The organism is Pseudomonas sp. TH32 (genome assembly GCF_016650855.1).
Classification (GTDB): Bacteria; Pseudomonadota; Gammaproteobacteria; order Pseudomonadales; family Pseudomonadaceae; genus Aquipseudomonas.
This window is the reverse complement of the sequence record NZ_JAEKFA010000002.1, coordinates 733,830-749,061: the sequence shown is the minus strand read 5'-3', so window position 1 is coordinate 749,061 and position 15,232 is coordinate 733,830. Positions and strand designations below refer to the sequence as shown.

Sequence of the window (15,232 nt, the reverse complement as noted above, 5' to 3'; positions counted from 1 at the left end):
CGGATAAGGCGGCGCATTTTAGCAGAGCGCCGGGCTATCGGTAAGCTGTGATTGGCAGTGCATTTGAAATCAATGAGTTGCGCCAGATAAATGCAGAAGCCGGCTTGCTGGCGATGGCGGCCTCAAGGACGCCATCGCCGGCAAGCCGGCTCCTACAGTTTTAACCGCGCTCGGGCTGGAAGCGAACCACAAAACCCTTCAGGTTCTGCTGGCGATCCAGCAAGTCCCGCAGGCGATCGGCTTCGGCGCGCTCGATCAACGGTCCGATAAAGACCCGGTTCTTGCCGTCGGCGCTGCGGATATAGGCGTTGTAACCCTGGGTGCGCAGCTTCTTCTGCAACGCATCAGCACTTTCACGGTTAGCCAGGCTGGCCAGTTGGATAGACCAACTGATCGGCAAGCCATTCGGGTCAATACGGCTCTGCCCCACGTCCGGCTTGCCCGGTGCCGCCGGTTGCGGCGCCACAGGTTTTGGTGCTGGTGCCGGCGCTGCTGGCTTGGCCACAACCGCCGGAGCAGCAGGCGCAGGCTTGACCACCGGTACGCTCGGCTGAACCGGCATCGACGGCGCTTGCTGTGCGGCGACTTCATCGTCGGTCGGTACCGGCTCTTCTTCCGGCAGCGCTTGCGGCTCGGGAACTACCACCGGCTCAACCTGAACCTGAGGCACCGCCGGCGCCTGGGGCGCAGCCGGGGCTTCGACGGTCACCTGGCGCTGCTCGTCCTGACGGGAAAACAGCATCGGCAGAAAAATCACCGCCAACGCCACCAGAACCAGGGCTCCGACCATTCGCTGCTTGTATGCGCTATCCAGTAATGCCATGTGCAGCTTCCTCCGTGGAGCGCCGGGCCAACCACTCGAGTGCCTCGGCAACACAATAAAATGATCCGAACAACAGAATCTCATCCTCAGGCGTCGCAATCGCGCACTGGGCTTCCAGGGCGGCTGTCACGCTTGCATGGGACGTCACCGACGCACCAAGGTTCTGTAACGCCACCTGCAACTCGACGGCAGGACGACTGCGCGGTGTATCCAGCGGCGCAACTGCCCAGGCTTGAACGTTGCCCAGCAACGGCGCAACCACGCCATCCAGGTCCTTGTCGGACAACAAGCCGAACACCGCCAGTCGGCGACCGGCGGGTGGCGTGCGCGCCAGGCGCTTGGCCAGGTATTCAGCGGCATGAGGGTTATGCCCCACATCCAGCAGTAGATTCAGGCGCTTGCCATTCCAGTCGAAGGCTCGTCGATCAAGACGCCCCACCACCCGAGTAGCCTGCAACGTAGCGGCAATCTGCTCGGCATGCCAGGGCAAATCCAGCAACAGATAGGCTTGCAGTGCGAGCGCGGCGTTTTCCATCGGCAGGTTCAGCAGCGGCAGGTCACGCAATTCAACGGTCTGGCCACGCGCATCAAGCCCGCGCCACTGCCAATGCTGGTCGCCGATCTCGAGATTGAACTCACGCCCACGCAGGAAGAACGGACAATCCAGCTCACGCACCTTGTCCAGCAAGGTATGCGGCGGATCGAGGTCGCCGCACAGTGCAGGCTTGCCCTGACGGAAGATCCCGGCCTTTTCATAGGCCACGGATTCACGGGTGTTACCCAGGTAGTCGGCGTGGTCGACACCAATGCTGGTGATCAGCGCCACGTCGGCATCCACCACATTGACCGTGTCCAGACGCCCGCCCAAGCCGACTTCCAGCACCACCACATCGAGTTGCGCACGCTCGAACAGCCAGAACGCCGCGAGGGTGCCCATTTCGAAATACGTCAGGGAAATTTCGCCACGCCCGGCATCGAGTGCGGCGAAGGCTTCGCAGAGTTGCTCGTCAGTGGCTTCGACGCCATTGAGTTGCACCCGCTCGTTGTAGCGCAGCAGGTGCGGCGAGTTGTACACGCCGACCTTCAAGCCCTGGGCTTGCAGCAAGGCGGCGACAAAGGCGCAGGTAGAGCCCTTGCCGTTGGTGCCGGTCACCGTGATCACACGCGGTGCCGGCCTGCCCAACCCGAGGCGGGTCGCTACCTGTTGCGAGCGCTCCAGGCCCATGTCGATGGCTGACGGATGCAACTGCTCAAGGTAGGCGAGCCATTCGCCCAGGGTACGTTGGGTCATATGTTTGCAGGCACCGGTGGCACGACAATCGGTTCTACTTTAGGCGCGACGTACACAGGTGTCGGCAGGCCCATCATTTGTGCCAGCAGGTTACCCAGGCGCGGACGCAGTTCGGAACGGGCGATGATCATGTCGATCGCGCCGTGCTCCAGCAGGAACTCACTGCGCTGGAAGCCTTCCGGCAGTTTTTCGCGCACGGTTTGCTCGATAACACGCGGGCCGGCGAAACCGATCAGGGCTTTTGGCTCACCGACGATCACGTCACCCAGCATTGCCAGGCTGGCGGACACGCCGCCGTAGACCGGGTCGGTCAACACGGAGATGAACGGAATGCCTTCTTCACGCAGACGCGCCAGTACCGCAGAGGTCTTGGCCATTTGCATCAGGGAAATCAGTGCTTCCTGCATCCGCGCGCCGCCGGAGGCTGCGAAGCAGATCATCGGGCAACGATTTTCCAGGGCGTAGTTGGCGGCACGTACAAAACGCTCACCGACGATGGCGCCCATGGAGCCGCCCATGAAGGAGAATTCGAAGGCAGAAACCACTACCGGCATGCCCAGCAGCTTGCCGCTGACGGAGATCAGCGCGTCCTTCTCACCGGTCTGCTTCTGGGCAGCGGTCAGGCGGTCCTTGTACTTCTTGCCGTCGCGGAATTTCAGACGGTCGACCGGCTCCAGGTCAGCGCCCAGTTCGGAGCGACCATCGGCGTCGAGGAAGATATCAATGCGGGCGCGGGCGCCGATACGCATGTGGTGGTTGCACTTGGGGCAAACGTCCAGGGTCTTTTCCAGCTCCGGGCGGTACAACACCGCGTCGCAGGAAGGGCACTTGTGCCAAAGACCTTCAGGAACCGAGCTTTTCTTCACCTCGGAACGCATGATCGAGGGGATCAGTTTGTCTACTAACCAGTTGCTCATGCTTTCTTTCTCCAGTACCGGTGGCTTGAACACAGCCCCGCGTATGCCCTTGAGCTAAATTCATATGTGGCGATGACACAAGCTGGACGGGGTCAGACGTTCGACCTGCCATTTCCTGCCTGCGCCCTCAGCCTTCCAGACAACCTGCCGTGCAGGGTTGCCACTTCATTTCCGGGCCTCCCACAGGCGGCGCCGGGCTGTTTTACACAGTGGTAGTTATGGACGGCGGCAGACTGCCAGCCGTCACATCGTCCCGCTGCTGTCGCGCACGGCTTGCATGAATGCGCGAATCTTTGCGTGATCCTTGATGCCCTTGCCCTGCTCCACCCCGCCGCTGACGTCCACCGCGTACGGCCGAACCTGCCGGATGGCGCCTGCCACGTTGCCCGGGTTCAGGCCTCCCGCCAGGATGATCGGCTTGCTCAAGCCTTCGGGAATCAACGACCAGTCGAACGCTTCGCCGGTGCCGCCGGGAACGCCTTCGACGTAGGTGTCGAGAAGAATCCCGCGTGCGCCAGTGTAAGCAGCGCACGCCCCAGCAATATCGTCGCCGGCCTTGACCCGCAGCGCCTTGATATACGGGCGCTGATAGCTTTCGCACTCGTCAGGGCTTTCATCGCCATGGAACTGCAGCATGTCGAGTTGCACGGCATCGAGGGTTTCATTGAGTTCGCAGCGGCTGGCGTTGACGAACAACCCCACGGTGGTCACGAACGGCGGCAGCGCGGCAATGATTGCCCGCGCCTGCAACACATTCACCGCCCGCGGGCTTTTGGCATAAAACACGAAACCGATGGCATCGGCCCCCGCCTCGACCGCCGCCAACGCGTCTTCTATGCGGGTAATCCCGCAAATCTTGCTGCGAACGGCAGACATGTCGATGAAACCTCAGGGCGTGTCCGGGAAAGTCCCGGATGGTAACAAATGCTTTTGAGGGCGTCAGCCGCCAAGTTCGCTGAAACCTGTGAGGAAGTGTGGCCCGATGAACCGCTGCGGCAATTCGAACTCGTCGCGGTACTCCACATCCACCAGGTACAGGCCGAACGGATGCGCCGTGACGCCGCCGGTGCGACGAACACGGCTTTCCAGCACTTCCCTGGCCCACTCCACCGGACGCTCGCCGGTACCGATGGTCATCAGTACCCCGGCGATATTGCGCACCATATGGTGCAGGAAGGCGCCGGCACGGATATCCAGGACAATCATCTTGCCGTGGCGGGTCACCCGCAGGTGATGAACCTCTTTGATCGGCGACTTGGCCTGGCACTGGCCAGCACGAAACGCGCTGAAATCGTGGATGCCCACCAGATGCTGGGCCGCCTCAGCCATTCGATCGGCGTCCAGCGGGCGGTGGTTCCAGGTGATTTCTTCGTTGAGGTGCGCCGGGCGGATCTGATCGTTGTAGATCACATAGCGATAACGCCGGGCGATGGCCTTGAAGCGCGCATGAAAGTGCGCCGGCATCACCTTGGCCCAACTGACGCTGACGTCGTGGGGCAAGTTGATATTGGCGCCCATGACCCACGCCTTCATCGTGCGCTCGGCCTGGGTGTCAAAGTGCACCACTTGCCCGCAAGCGTGTACACCGGCGTCGGTACGCCCGGCACACATCAGCGAGACCGGCGAGTCGGCGACTTTCGACAGGGCCTTCTCCAGGGTTTCCTGCACCGTCGGCACGCCGGAGGCCTGGCGTTGCCAGCCACGATAGCGCGAGCCTTTGTATTCCACGCCCAGGGCGATTCTGAAAAAGCCTGCGGCCGCCATTTCGGCGGCCGCGTTATCTATATTTGCCAAGAACTGAGAGCCTGATGAGTTGCGCAAAGGCGGCCATTATAAGGCCGCACGCCGGGGACGCCATGAGTTTGGTGCCCGGAAAACAAAACGGCAGCCCGAAGGCTGCCGTGGTGTTCGCCGGATGTATCAAGCCAGCCGGCTGAGCATTTCCTTGGCTTCGCCTTTCTGGCCGTCATCGCCTTCATTCAACACTTCGGCCAGGATATCCCGCGCGCCGTCGGCGTCGCCCATGTCGATGTAGGCCTGGGCCAGGTCGAGCTTGGTCGCCACTTCGTCGGTGCCGGAGAGGAAGTCGAATTCCGGCTCGTCGCCACCCAGCGCCGCGTCTTCGGCGGTAAAGGACGGTTCGATCGGCGGATGTTCCAGGCTTTGCGACAGGCGATCCAGCTCGGCGTTGACGTCGTCAAGCTCCGAGGCGAACGCGTCCGGCTTGGCCGCTGCAGGCGCTTCGGGCTCGTCGGCCAGGGACAGGTCGAAGTCTTCCGGCAGGTCGAGGTCGTCCAGGTCGGTCGGTGTCAGGGTCGGCGGTTCTACCGGCGGCAGGTCCTTCATCTGGCCTTCAAGGCCGGAGAGGAAGTCGTCGTCGGACTGGGTCGACGATGGCGGATCGAGTTGCAGGTCCAGGTCGAAGTCCGAGAGGTCTTCTTCGCTGGCCTTGGCCTCGGTCTGCTGCTGCAGCACGGACTCAAAGCTCAGGTCGTCCGATTGCGGGTTGACCACGGCCGGCGAAGCGGCTTCCAGGTCGTCCAGGCTCAGGTCGAAATCGGTGTCAAACGCGTCCAGTTCCGGCGCAGGTTCCGGCGCGGGTGCAGGCGGCGCGGGCTCGTCCTTGAGCAGGTCCTTGACGTACTGGGCGTCGAGGGCCGCAGCGGCAACAGCAGCGCTGACACCCGCCGCGAGCACAGCCATGGCCGGGAAGCGGCTTTTCAGCTGTTCAACCTGGGCGTGATTGTCGCCGTTGGCGACCAGTTGGCGCTCCTGGGTGACAAACCCGTCCTTGTTACCCTGCAAACCGTGCACTTCCATCAGTTTAAGGCGCAGGTCGCTGCGGGCAGGCTCTTGCTTGATCGCCTCTTCCAGCACTTCAGCGGCCTGGTTCAGGTGACCACGATCGATGTGCGACTGGGCTTGTGCCAGGGCGTCGGCTGGACGCTCGGCAGCAACCGGGGCGACAACCGGCGCAACGACTGGAGCCACCACCGGTGCAACGACTGCCGCTGGAGCTGGCGCCAGCTTGACGTTCGGCGGCGGTACATCAAGGCCTTCGAAACTGTCGGATGGCAAATCATGATCGATGTTCGGTGCAAACTCCGGATCTTCAGCCAGTGCCCGCGCCATGCGCAGGTGTTTTTCTTCTTCAAGGCGCGCGTTGCGATGACGGGCCCACAGCAGCAGAAGCAACAGCACCAGCAAACCTGCCGCGCCGCCGATCACGCCGAGCACGATCGGGTTGGTCAGCAGGTCGTTGAATTTGCCTTCGGTGGTGGCCGGTGCCGCGTCAGCCTTGACCGGCGTCTCGACCGGCGCAGCCACCGGCGTTGCGGCAGCCGCCGGCGCGGCCGGTTGTGCAGCCAGCTCGGCCGGCATTGGAGCCGGAGCAGCAGGCTGCGCCGCAGCGCCACCCGGGGCCTGCAACTTGGCCAGCTGATTGTTCTTGAGCTCGATCAGCCGCTGCAGCTTGTCCAACTGACTCTGCAGGTCAGCCATACGGCTTTTCAGTTCTTCATTTTCGCGACGGGTCGAATCCAGGCTTTCCTGGGTCACCGCCAGCTTGTTGTTCAAGGCACGGCTGTCACCTGCGCCGCCTTTTACGCCCTTCTTGGCCGCTTCGGCCGAGACCAGGCTCAAGTTGTCCTTGGTATTGGCCTGGGACGGTGCATTACCCGCCTGTGTACGCTTGGTGGCGTCCAGTTGCGCCTTGCCGGCGAGCTGATTGCCACCGCGACGACCTTCGCGCCACGCAGCGTTTTGCGCCGTCACTTCTGCAATCGCCTGGGGCTGCGGCAGGCTGGTGCTCTGGCCCGAATCCGGCAGGCGCAGGACCTGGCCGGTTTTCATCCGGTTGATGTTGCCATCGATAAAGGCGTCAGGGTTCAGCGCCTGAATGGCCAGCATGGTTTGCTGCACCGAGGCGCCATTGCGGTTCTTCGCGGCGATTTCCCACAATGTATCGCGGGAAGTCGTGGTGTGTTCCTTGGCTTTGCTGATTGTCGGCGCGGTGGCCGGCGAGTTCAGGCGTGGCGCGGGCGCCGCTGCGGGCGCACCGGCTGCCGGGGTCGACTGGTCGAACTTGGCCGGGTCGAGCAACACGCTGTAGTCGCGCATCAGCCGGCCGTTGGGCCATTGCACTTGCAGCAGGAAACGCACATAGGAATCAGGCAGCGGCTTGCTGGAGGTGACACGCACCACGCTGCGGCCGTTGGGGTTGACCACCGGGGTGAAGGTCAGGTCGTTCAGGAACGCCTGGCGATCGACGCCCGCATCCACGAAGGCCTGGGACGACGCCAGGCTGGGGGTGATCTCGGAGGCGGTCAGGCCACCGACGTCGAGCAACTCGATTTCCACCGACAGCGGCTGGTTCAGCTTCGACTTGAGGGTCATCTCCCCAAGTTGCAGTGCTTGCGCCATACCGGAGGACAGCGCCGAGGCGGCCGCTATTGCTAACACCAGTTTGCGAACTTGAACCATAGCCTCATCCTTTTTGAACACTCCCCGGCCTGCGAGAAGGTGGGTAACCGCTGCCATTAGGCATGGCGAGCCGATAGGTCACCGACGCGCAATTTTTCCAGCTTGGGGCCAAGCATAGCGCTTGGCTAGAATCAATCTACAAATTGCCGCCAAGTATCTTTTACACAAGGCCTTTTATCAACAACTGCGCCAGCTGTACGGCGTTCAGTGCGGCCCCTTTGCGTACGTTATCTGACGTCAGCCACAAATTTAGTTCCGCCGGATCATCGACACCGGCGCGCACCCGGCCCACATAGACCACGTCCTGACCGACCGCATCGCCAACAGCAGTAGGGTAATCGCCCTCTTCAACCAACTCGACACCCGTTGCCGAGTCCAGGGCCAGGTTGACGGCAGCGAGGTCCACCGCTGCACCCAATTGCAGGGACACAGTCAGGCTATCGCCAAAAAACACCGGGGCTTGAACGCAAGTGACGGAAATCTTTAGCAAAGGCATTTCCAGCACGGCGCGCAATTCGTGCACCAGGCGCTTTTCCAGCGCGGTGTGGCCTTGGGCGTCAGGCTTGCCGACCTGGGCCAGCAGGTTGAAAGCCATCTGCCGGTCGAAGAACTTCGGCTCCAGCGGACGTACGTTCAACAGTTCGGCGGTCTGGCGGGCGAGTTCACTGACGGCTTCACGGCCCTGGGCGGAAACGGCCAGGTTGGCGGTGACATTGACGCGCTGGATATCCAGCAAGCCGCGCAGCGGCGCGAGCACCACGGCCAGGGCGGTGGCGGACGGGCTTGGGCTGCTGACTTGATACGGTTTTTTCAGGCCATCCAGCACTTGGGCGTTGGCTTCCGGGACCACGTGCGGCGCCTGATCGGCCGGCAAGGCGCCAGACAAGTCGATCAGGGTACAGCCGGCGGCGGTGGCGCGCGGCGCGAAACTCAGGGTGACCGCAGGGCCGGCAGCGAAGAACACCAGTTGGACTTTGCTGAAATCAAATTCGTCGACTTCCCGCACCCGCACGTTTTTGCCGCGAAACGGCACCGAATGCCCAGCCGATTCGCTGCTGGCCAGCAGGTGCAGGTTGCCCACCGGGAAGTCCTGCTCTTCGAGGATTTGCACCAGGGTTTCGCCAACGGTGCCGGTGGCGCCAATCACGGCAATATCAAAGGTCTGGGTCATGGGGGCTGCCTCGGGCATTGCGGGGGAGCGGCACTTTACCGGGTGGCTGGGGGTGAGGCAATTGAGATGGGGCTTGTGGTGTGGCGGATGGCCCCATCGCGGGCTTGCCCGCGATGAGGCCCGGAAGCGCAATAAAAAACCCGCGCCTGTCACCAGAACGCGGGGTTTTTTAATGCAGGCAGCGATTACCGCTCCAGCAAGATCCGCAGCATGCGGCGCAACGGCTCAGCCGCGCCCCACAGCAGTTGGTCGCCGACGGTGAACGCGCCGAGGTACTGAGTCCCCATGTTCAGCTTGCGCAGACGGCCAACCGGCACATTCAGGGTACCGGTCACCTTGTTCGGGCTCAGTTCCTGGATGCTGATATCGCGGTTGTTCGGCACCAGCTTGACCCAAGGGTTGTGCTGGCTGATCAGCCCTTCGATATCGGCGATCGGCACGTCTTTGTTCAGCTTGATGGTCAGCGCCTGGCTGTGGCAGCGCATGGCGCCGATGCGCACGCAGATGCCGTCCACCGGGATCGGGCTCTTGAAGCGACCAAGAATCTTGTTGGTCTCGGCCTGGGCCTTCCACTCTTCACGGCTCTGGCCGTTAGGCAGCTCCTTGTCGATCCAAGGGATCAGGCTACCGGCCAATGGCACACCGAAGTTCTCGGTCGGGTAGGCTTCACTGCGCATGGCTTCGGCCACACGGCGGTCGATGTCGAGGATCGCGCTGGCAGGGTCAGCCAGTTGATCGGCAACAGCGGCGTGGGTCGCGCCCATTTGCTTGATCAGTTCACGCATGTTCTGCGCGCCGGCACCGGAGGCCGCCTGATAGGTCATGGCACTCATCCATTCCACCAGGCCGGCCTCGAACAAGCCGCCCAGGCCCATCAGCATCAGGCTGACGGTGCAGTTGCCACCGATGTAGTTCTTGGTGCCCGCGTCCAGCTGCTGGTCGATCACCTTGCGGTTCACCGGGTCCAGCACGATCACCGCGTCATCCTGCATGCGCAGGCTGGAAGCGGCGTCGATCCAGTAACCCTGCCAGCCGGCTTCACGCAGCTTGGGGAAGACTTCGCTGGTGTAGTCGCCGCCCTGGCAGGTCAGAATGACGTCGAGGGTCTTCAGTTCTTCAATGTTGTAGGCATCCTTGAGCGGCGCAATGTCCTTGCCCACAGACGGCCCTTGACCACCCACATTGGAAGTGGTGAAAAACACCGGCTCAATAAGATCGAAATCCTGCTCTTCCAGCATCCGCTGCATGAGCACGGAACCGACCATACCGCGCCAACCGATCAGACCTACACGTTTCATCGCAACTACACCTTGTTCAAAAGTGGGCCGCCTTGCAGCAACATCTGCAAGCGGGCCCGAGAGATTACAGATTCCGCAGCGCGGCGACTACTGCGTCGCCCATTTCTTGCGTACCGACCTTGGTGCAACCCTGGGACCAGATGTCGCCGGTGCGCAGGCCTTGGTCCAGCACCAGGCTCACGGCCTTCTCGATGGCATCCGCGGCGTCAGTCAGGTTGAAGCTGTAACGCAGCATCATCGACACCGACAAAATGGTCGCCAACGGGTTGGCAATGCCCTGCCCCGCGATATCCGGCGCCGAACCGTGGCACGGCTCGTACATGCCCTTGTTGTTGGCATCCAGGGACGCCGACGGCAGCATGCCGATGGAACCGGTGAGCATCGACGCCTGGTCGGACAGGATGTCGCCGAACAGGTTGTCGGTGACGATCACGTCGAACTGCTTCGGTGCACGCACCAGCTGCATGGCGGCGTTGTCGACGTACATGTGGCTCAGCTCAACGTCCGGGTAGTCCTTGGCGACTTCCTCGACAATTTCACGCCACAGCTGGCTGGACGCCAATACGTTGGCCTTGTCCACCGAGCAGACTTTCTTGCCACGCACGCGGGCCATGTCGAAACCGACACGGGCGATACGGCGGATTTCACTCTCGCTGTACGGCAGGGTGTCGTAGGCCTGGCGCTCACCATTCTCCAACTCGCGCACGCCCCGTGGCGAGCCGAAGTAGATACCGCCGGTCAGTTCGCGAACGATCAGGATGTCCAGGCCGGACACGATTTCCGGCTTCAGGCTGGAAGCATCGGCCAGTTGCGGGTAGAGAATCGCCGGGCGCAGGTTGCCGAACAGGCCCAGTTGCGCACGGATTTTCAGCAAGCCGCGCTCAGGGCGGATGTCACGTTCGATCTTGTCCCATTTCGGGCCACCCACGGCGCCCAGCAGCACGGCGTCGGCCGCGCGGGCACGGTCCAGGGTTTCGTCGGCCAGGGGCACGCCGTGCTTGTCGATGGCCGCGCCGCCGATCACGTCGTGGCTCAACTCGAAGCCCAGGCTGTACTTGGTATTGGCCACTTCCAGGACCTTGACCGCTTCGGCCATGATTTCCGGACCAATGCCGTCGCCAGGGAGAATCAGAATCTGCTTGCTCATGCGTTCCTCATTTCATCAAGCGACCCGCCCGTAGGCAGGTCGGGAAAAATTAATCAGCGTTCGGCCCACACCACCAGCACGTCGGTGCTGAAGGTGCCGTCGGCTTGAATCTCGAAATAGTCCCGCACTTCCTGGCCCATCGCCTTTTGCAGCGCCAGGATCGCAGCACGCAAGACCTCTGGCGTGCGCATGCGCTCAACCCACGAGGTGTATTCCAGGCGCAGGCGCTGGCGGCTGCTGTTGCGCACATGCAAACCGGCTTCGCTGAGCTGGTGCATCCACTCGCCGGCGGAATAATCGCGCACGTGGCTGGTGTCGCGCAGCACTTCGACGGTTTGCAGGTAAGTGTCCAACAGCGGGCTGCCCGGTGACAAGACGTCAATAAACGCTGCCACGCCGCCCGGCTTGAGCACGCGGCGCACTTCACGCAGGGCCAGGCCAAGGTCGCTCCAGTGGTGGGCCGAGTAGCGGCTGAACACGAAGTCGAATTCACCGTCGGCAAACGGCAGGCGCTCGGCGGCGCCGTGCACGGTGCGAATGTTGTCCAGCCCACGGTCCACGGCAGCCGCGGCGACCACATCGAGCATTTGCTGGGACAGGTCGTAGGCCACCACTTCTTTAACCAGTGGTGCCACGTTGAAGCTCACATGACCGGCGCCGCACCCCAGGTCCAGCAGTCGCGCAGCGCCCTGCCCGGCCAGTTCGGCCTGGAGCAGCGCGAACTCGGTGCCTTGAGCGTGAACGGCGCTGCTCAGGTAGGCCGAGGCCTGTTCGCCGAATTGCTTTTGCACGACTTGGGTGTGGACGGTGCTGGTCATGGTGATTTTCCTTGGGTTTTGGGGTGTTTGTACGGGCGCTATCGCAGGCAAGCCAGCTCCTACAGTTGACCGAGTTCACGATCAAAAAGTGGGAGCGGGCTTGCCCGCGATGGGCCCGCACGGCCTACCTCAAATCAAGCGTCGCGAAACAACCACGGCTGGCTCGCTCGGTGCTTTGTTTCAAATGCTGCAATCGCATCGCCGTCCTGCAAGGTCAGGCCGATGTCGTCCAGGCCATTGATCAGGCAGTGCTTGCGGAAGGCGTCCACTTCAAAGTGGTACACCTTGCCGTCCGGACGGGTCACGGTCTGCGCCGCCAGGTCGATGGTCAACTGGTAGCCCACATCGGCTTCCACTTGCTGGAACAACTCATCCACTTCGGCATCGCTCAAGATGATCGGCAGCAAGCCGTTCTTGAAGCTGTTGTTGAAGAAGATGTCGGCGTAGCTCGGCGCGATGATACTGCGAAAGCCATATTCTTCCAGGGCCCACGGCGCGTGCTCACGGCTGGAGCCGCAACCGAAGTTTTCCCGGGCCAGCAACACACTGGCGCCCTGGTAACGCTCGGCGTTGAGTACAAAGTCCTTGTTCAACGGGCGCTTGGAGTTGTCCTGGTAGGCGTAGCCCACGTCCAGGTAGCGCCACTCGTCGAACAGGTTCGGGCCGAAACCGGTGCGCTTGATCGACTTCAAGAACTGCTTCGGAATGATCTGGTCGGTGTCCACGTTGGCACGGTCCAATGGCGCGACTAAACCGGTGTGTTGGGTAAAAGCTCTCATCGGGTACTCCTCAGATCAATTCGCGAACGTCGATGAAACGACCGTTGACGGCAGCGGCGGCGGCCATGGCCGGGCTAACGAGGTGGGTACGGCCACCGGCGCCCTGACGCCCTTCGAAGTTACGGTTGGAGGTAGACGCGCAATGCTCGCCCGATTCCAAACGGTCCGGGTTCATCGCCAGGCACATCGAGCAGCCCGGCTCGCGCCATTCAAAACCGGCTTCGAGGAAGATCTTGTCCAGGCCTTCAGCCTCGGCCTGGGCTTTGACCAGACCCGAACCTGGCACCACGATCGCCTGCTTGATGGTCGAAGCAACCTTGCGGCCCTTGGCGATCACCGCCGCAGCGCGCAAGTCTTCGATCCGCGAGTTGGTGCAGGAGCCGATGAATACACGGTCCAACTGAATGTCGGTGATCGCCTGGTTGGCTTTCAGGCCCATGTACTTCAAGGCACGCTCGATGGAGCCACGCTTGACCAGGCCGGTTTCCTCGGCCGGGTCCGGCACGTGTTGATCAACGGCCAACACCATTTCCGGCGAGGTGCCCCAGCTGACTTGCGGCTTGATCTGGGTCGCGTCGAGTTCAACCACGGTGTCAAACACCGCATCGGCGTCGGAGACCAGGTCTTTCCAGGCTTCAACCGCCGCGTCCCAATCGGCACCGGTGGGTGCGAAAGGACGGCCCTTGACGTAGGCAATGGTCTTTTCGTCCGCCGCCACCATGCCCACACGGGCACCGGCTTCGATGGACATGTTGCAGATGGTCATGCGGCCTTCGATGGACAGGTCGCGAATCGCGCTGCCGGCGAATTCGATGGCATGGCCGTTACCGCCGGCGGTGCCGATCTTGCCGATCACGGCGAGCACGATGTCTTTGGCAGTGACGCCGAAAGGCAATTCACCCTCGACCGACACCAGCATGTTCTTCATTTTCTTGGCGACGAGGCACTGGGTGGCGAAGACGTGCTCCACCTCGGACGTACCAATACCGTGAGCCAGGGCACCAAACGCGCCGTGGGTGGAGGTGTGGGAGTCGCCGCAGACCACGGTCATGCCGGGCAACGTGGCGCCCTGCTCCGGGCCGATCACGTGGACGATCCCTTGACGCACGTCATTCATCTTGAATTCGGTGATGCCATATTCGTCGCAGTAATCATCGAGGGTCTGCACCTGGAGGCGCGACACGGTGTCGACGATGGCGTCGATCCCGCCTTTACGCTCAGGCGTGGTCGGCACGTTGTGGTCCGGGGTGGCGATGATCGAGTCGACGCGCCAAGGCTTGCGCCCGGCCAGTCGCAGGCCTTCGAACGCTTGGGGCGAGGTCACTTCATGGATGATGTGACGGTCGATGTAGATCAGCGACGACCCATCATCGCGCCGTTTCACTTCATGGGAATCCCAAAGCTTGTCGTAAAGCGTTTTGCCGGCCATCACTCGGTCCTCATCAGGTGTTTCTATGCCCCGGGCCTTGAACGATTCAATAACCCTTTGGCTTGTGAGGCTGATGGTATGGCGCTACATTAAATAACTCAAATTCATATTTTTTATGCTTTGGATTACCAACTGGAATACGACAATGGACCTGGCCAACCTCAATGCCTTTATCGCCATCGCCGAGACCGGCAGCTTCTCCGGCGCCGGTGAACGCCTGCACCTGACCCAACCGGCCATCAGCAAGCGCATCGCCGGTTTAGAGCAGCAATTAAAGGTGCGACTGTTCGACCGGCTGGGGCGTGAAGTCGGCCTCACCGAGGCCGGCCGCGCGTTATTGCCCCGGGCCTATCAGATTCTCAACGTGCTGGACGACACCCGCCGCGCCCTGACCAACCTCACCGGCGAGGTCAGTGGGCGCCTCACTCTGGCCACCAGCCATCACATTGGCCTGCATCGCCTGCCGCCGGTGCTGCGCACGTTTACCCGGGAATACCCGAACGTGGCCCTGGATATTCAGTTTCTCGATTCGGAAGTGGCCTACGAAGAAATCCTCCATGGCCGCGCCGAAGTGGCGGTGATCACCCTGGCCCCGGAGCCGCACACCCTGGTGCGTGCGACACCGGTGTGGGACGACCCGCTGGATTTCGTGGTGGCACCGGAACACAGCCTGATCAGCAATGGCAGCGTCAGCCTGGCGGACATCGCCCGGCACCCGGCGGTGTTTCCCGGTGGCAACACCTTTACCCACCATATCGTGCAGCGGTTGTTCGAGGCCCAGGGCCTGACGCCGAACATCGCCATGAGCACCAACTACCTGGAAACCATCAAGATGATGGTCTCCATTGGCCTGGCGTGGAGCGTGTTGCCGCGCACCATGCTCGATGATCAAGTGGCACGCATCGCTTTGCCGGGCATACAGCTCAGTCGCCAGCTAGGCTATATCGTGCACACCGAAAGGACGCTGTCGAACGCTGCGCGGGCTTTCATGAGCCTATTGGATGCACAGGTCGATCTGCCAGGGAATCAGGCTTGAATCGCCGTGGCCCGTAGACCGTGAACCCGCGCCGAACGCCC

Annotated in this window: 13 protein-coding genes; 1 reads left to right on the top strand and 12 read right to left on the bottom strand. The window is 62.1% G+C overall.

Annotation, left to right across the window (positions count from 1 at the left end; genetic code table 11):
- Window positions 1-160: 160 nt before the first annotated feature.
- The 12 genes from JFV30_RS07180 to leuC all read right to left on the bottom strand — a co-directional run bounded on the left by JFV30_RS07180 (window position 161) and on the right by leuC (window position 14,155).
- Window positions 161-823, bottom strand: coding sequence for an SPOR domain-containing protein (locus JFV30_RS07180; RefSeq protein WP_010175738.1), 663 nt, complete (start codon window positions 821-823; stop codon window positions 161-163).
- Window positions 807-2,114, bottom strand: coding sequence for a bifunctional tetrahydrofolate synthase/dihydrofolate synthase (gene folC, locus JFV30_RS07175; RefSeq protein WP_201122725.1), 1,308 nt, complete (start codon window positions 2,112-2,114; stop codon window positions 807-809). Before folC ends, JFV30_RS07180 begins: the two co-directional genes overlap by 17 nt.
- Window positions 2,111-3,031 (bottom strand): acetyl-CoA carboxylase, carboxyltransferase subunit beta, encoded by a 921-nt coding sequence (gene accD, locus JFV30_RS07170; protein WP_010175741.1) that lies wholly within the window; start codon window positions 3,029-3,031, stop codon window positions 2,111-2,113. Before accD ends, folC begins: the two co-directional genes overlap by 4 nt.
- A gap of 243 nt (window positions 3,032-3,274) precedes the next feature.
- Window positions 3,275-3,907, bottom strand: a complete 633-nt coding sequence (locus JFV30_RS07165; protein ID WP_201122723.1) for a phosphoribosylanthranilate isomerase — start codon at window positions 3,905-3,907, stop codon at window positions 3,275-3,277.
- A 63-nt stretch (window positions 3,908-3,970) separates the two neighbouring features.
- Window positions 3,971-4,795 (bottom strand): tRNA pseudouridine(38-40) synthase TruA, encoded by an 825-nt coding sequence (gene truA, locus JFV30_RS07160; protein WP_201126139.1) that lies wholly within the window; start codon window positions 4,793-4,795, stop codon window positions 3,971-3,973.
- A gap of 156 nt (window positions 4,796-4,951) precedes the next feature.
- Entirely contained in the window at window positions 4,952-7,513 is a 2,562-nt protein-coding gene (locus tag JFV30_RS07155; RefSeq protein WP_201122721.1) for a FimV family protein, read from the bottom strand.
- Window positions 7,514-7,673: 160 nt separating this feature from the next.
- Window positions 7,674-8,684 carry an aspartate-semialdehyde dehydrogenase gene (locus JFV30_RS07150; RefSeq protein ID WP_201122719.1) on the bottom strand — a complete coding sequence of 337 codons (1,011 nt, stop codon included), beginning with the start codon at window positions 8,682-8,684 and terminating at the stop codon, window positions 7,674-7,676.
- Window positions 8,685-8,869: 185 nt separating this feature from the next.
- Complete coding sequence (asd, locus tag JFV30_RS07145) at window positions 8,870-9,982, bottom strand: aspartate-semialdehyde dehydrogenase (protein WP_010175747.1); 1,113 nt, start codon at window positions 9,980-9,982, stop codon at window positions 8,870-8,872.
- Between the two features lie 64 nt (window positions 9,983-10,046).
- Entirely contained in the window at window positions 10,047-11,129 is a 1,083-nt protein-coding gene (gene leuB, locus JFV30_RS07140; RefSeq protein WP_201122717.1) for a 3-isopropylmalate dehydrogenase, read from the bottom strand.
- Window positions 11,130-11,182: 53 nt separating this feature from the next.
- Window positions 11,183-11,947 (bottom strand): class I SAM-dependent methyltransferase, encoded by a 765-nt coding sequence (locus JFV30_RS07135; RefSeq protein WP_201122715.1) that lies wholly within the window; start codon window positions 11,945-11,947, stop codon window positions 11,183-11,185.
- 134 nt (window positions 11,948-12,081) lie between these two features.
- A complete protein-coding gene (gene leuD / locus JFV30_RS07130; protein WP_010175750.1) occupies window positions 12,082-12,726 on the bottom strand; it encodes a 3-isopropylmalate dehydratase small subunit in 645 nt (214 codons plus the stop codon).
- 10 nt (window positions 12,727-12,736) lie between these two features.
- Window positions 12,737-14,155: a 3-isopropylmalate dehydratase large subunit gene (leuC, locus tag JFV30_RS07125; RefSeq protein WP_201122712.1), complete on the bottom strand. Its 1,419-nt coding sequence runs from the start codon at window positions 14,153-14,155 to the stop codon at window positions 12,737-12,739.
- A 145-nt stretch (window positions 14,156-14,300) separates the two neighbouring features.
- Here leuC and JFV30_RS07120 point away from each other — a divergent pair, with 145 nt between their 5' ends.
- On the top strand, window positions 14,301-15,191 hold the full coding sequence (locus tag JFV30_RS07120; RefSeq protein WP_003212656.1) for a LysR family transcriptional regulator: 891 nt from the start codon (window positions 14,301-14,303) through the stop codon (window positions 15,189-15,191).
- Window positions 15,192-15,232 lie beyond the last annotated feature (41 nt).

What these genes read in the sequence shown, in the direction of transcription:
- JFV30_RS07150 (WP_201122719.1), bottom strand. Translation starts at nt 8,684, where the DNA reads ATGACCCAGACCTTTGATATTGCCGTGATTGGCGCCACCGGCACCGTT.
- truA (WP_201126139.1), bottom strand. Translation starts at nt 4,795, where the DNA reads ATGGCGGCCGCAGGCTTTTTCAGAATCGCCCTGGGCGTGGAATACAAA.
- folC (WP_201122725.1), bottom strand. Translation starts at nt 2,114, where the DNA reads ATGACCCAACGTACCCTGGGCGAATGGCTCGCCTACCTTGAGCAGTTG.
- JFV30_RS07180 (WP_010175738.1), bottom strand. Translation starts at nt 823, where the DNA reads ATGGCATTACTGGATAGCGCATACAAGCAGCGAATGGTCGGAGCCCTG.
- JFV30_RS07165 (WP_201122723.1), bottom strand. Translation starts at nt 3,907, where the DNA reads ATGTCTGCCGTTCGCAGCAAGATTTGCGGGATTACCCGCATAGAAGAC.
- asd (WP_010175747.1), bottom strand. Translation starts at nt 9,982, where the DNA reads ATGAAACGTGTAGGTCTGATCGGTTGGCGCGGTATGGTCGGTTCCGTG.
- JFV30_RS07155 (WP_201122721.1), bottom strand. Translation starts at nt 7,513, where the DNA reads ATGGTTCAAGTTCGCAAACTGGTGTTAGCAATAGCGGCCGCCTCGGCG.
- accD (WP_010175741.1), bottom strand. Translation starts at nt 3,031, where the DNA reads ATGAGCAACTGGTTAGTAGACAAACTGATCCCCTCGATCATGCGTTCC.
- leuB (WP_201122717.1), bottom strand. Translation starts at nt 11,129, where the DNA reads ATGAGCAAGCAGATTCTGATTCTCCCTGGCGACGGCATTGGTCCGGAA.
- JFV30_RS07120 (WP_003212656.1), top strand. Translation starts at nt 14,301, where the DNA reads ATGGACCTGGCCAACCTCAATGCCTTTATCGCCATCGCCGAGACCGGC.
- JFV30_RS07135 (WP_201122715.1), bottom strand. Translation starts at nt 11,947, where the DNA reads ATGACCAGCACCGTCCACACCCAAGTCGTGCAAAAGCAATTCGGCGAA.
- leuC (WP_201122712.1), bottom strand. Translation starts at nt 14,155, where the DNA reads ATGGCCGGCAAAACGCTTTACGACAAGCTTTGGGATTCCCATGAAGTG.
- leuD (WP_010175750.1), bottom strand. Translation starts at nt 12,726, where the DNA reads ATGAGAGCTTTTACCCAACACACCGGTTTAGTCGCGCCATTGGACCGT.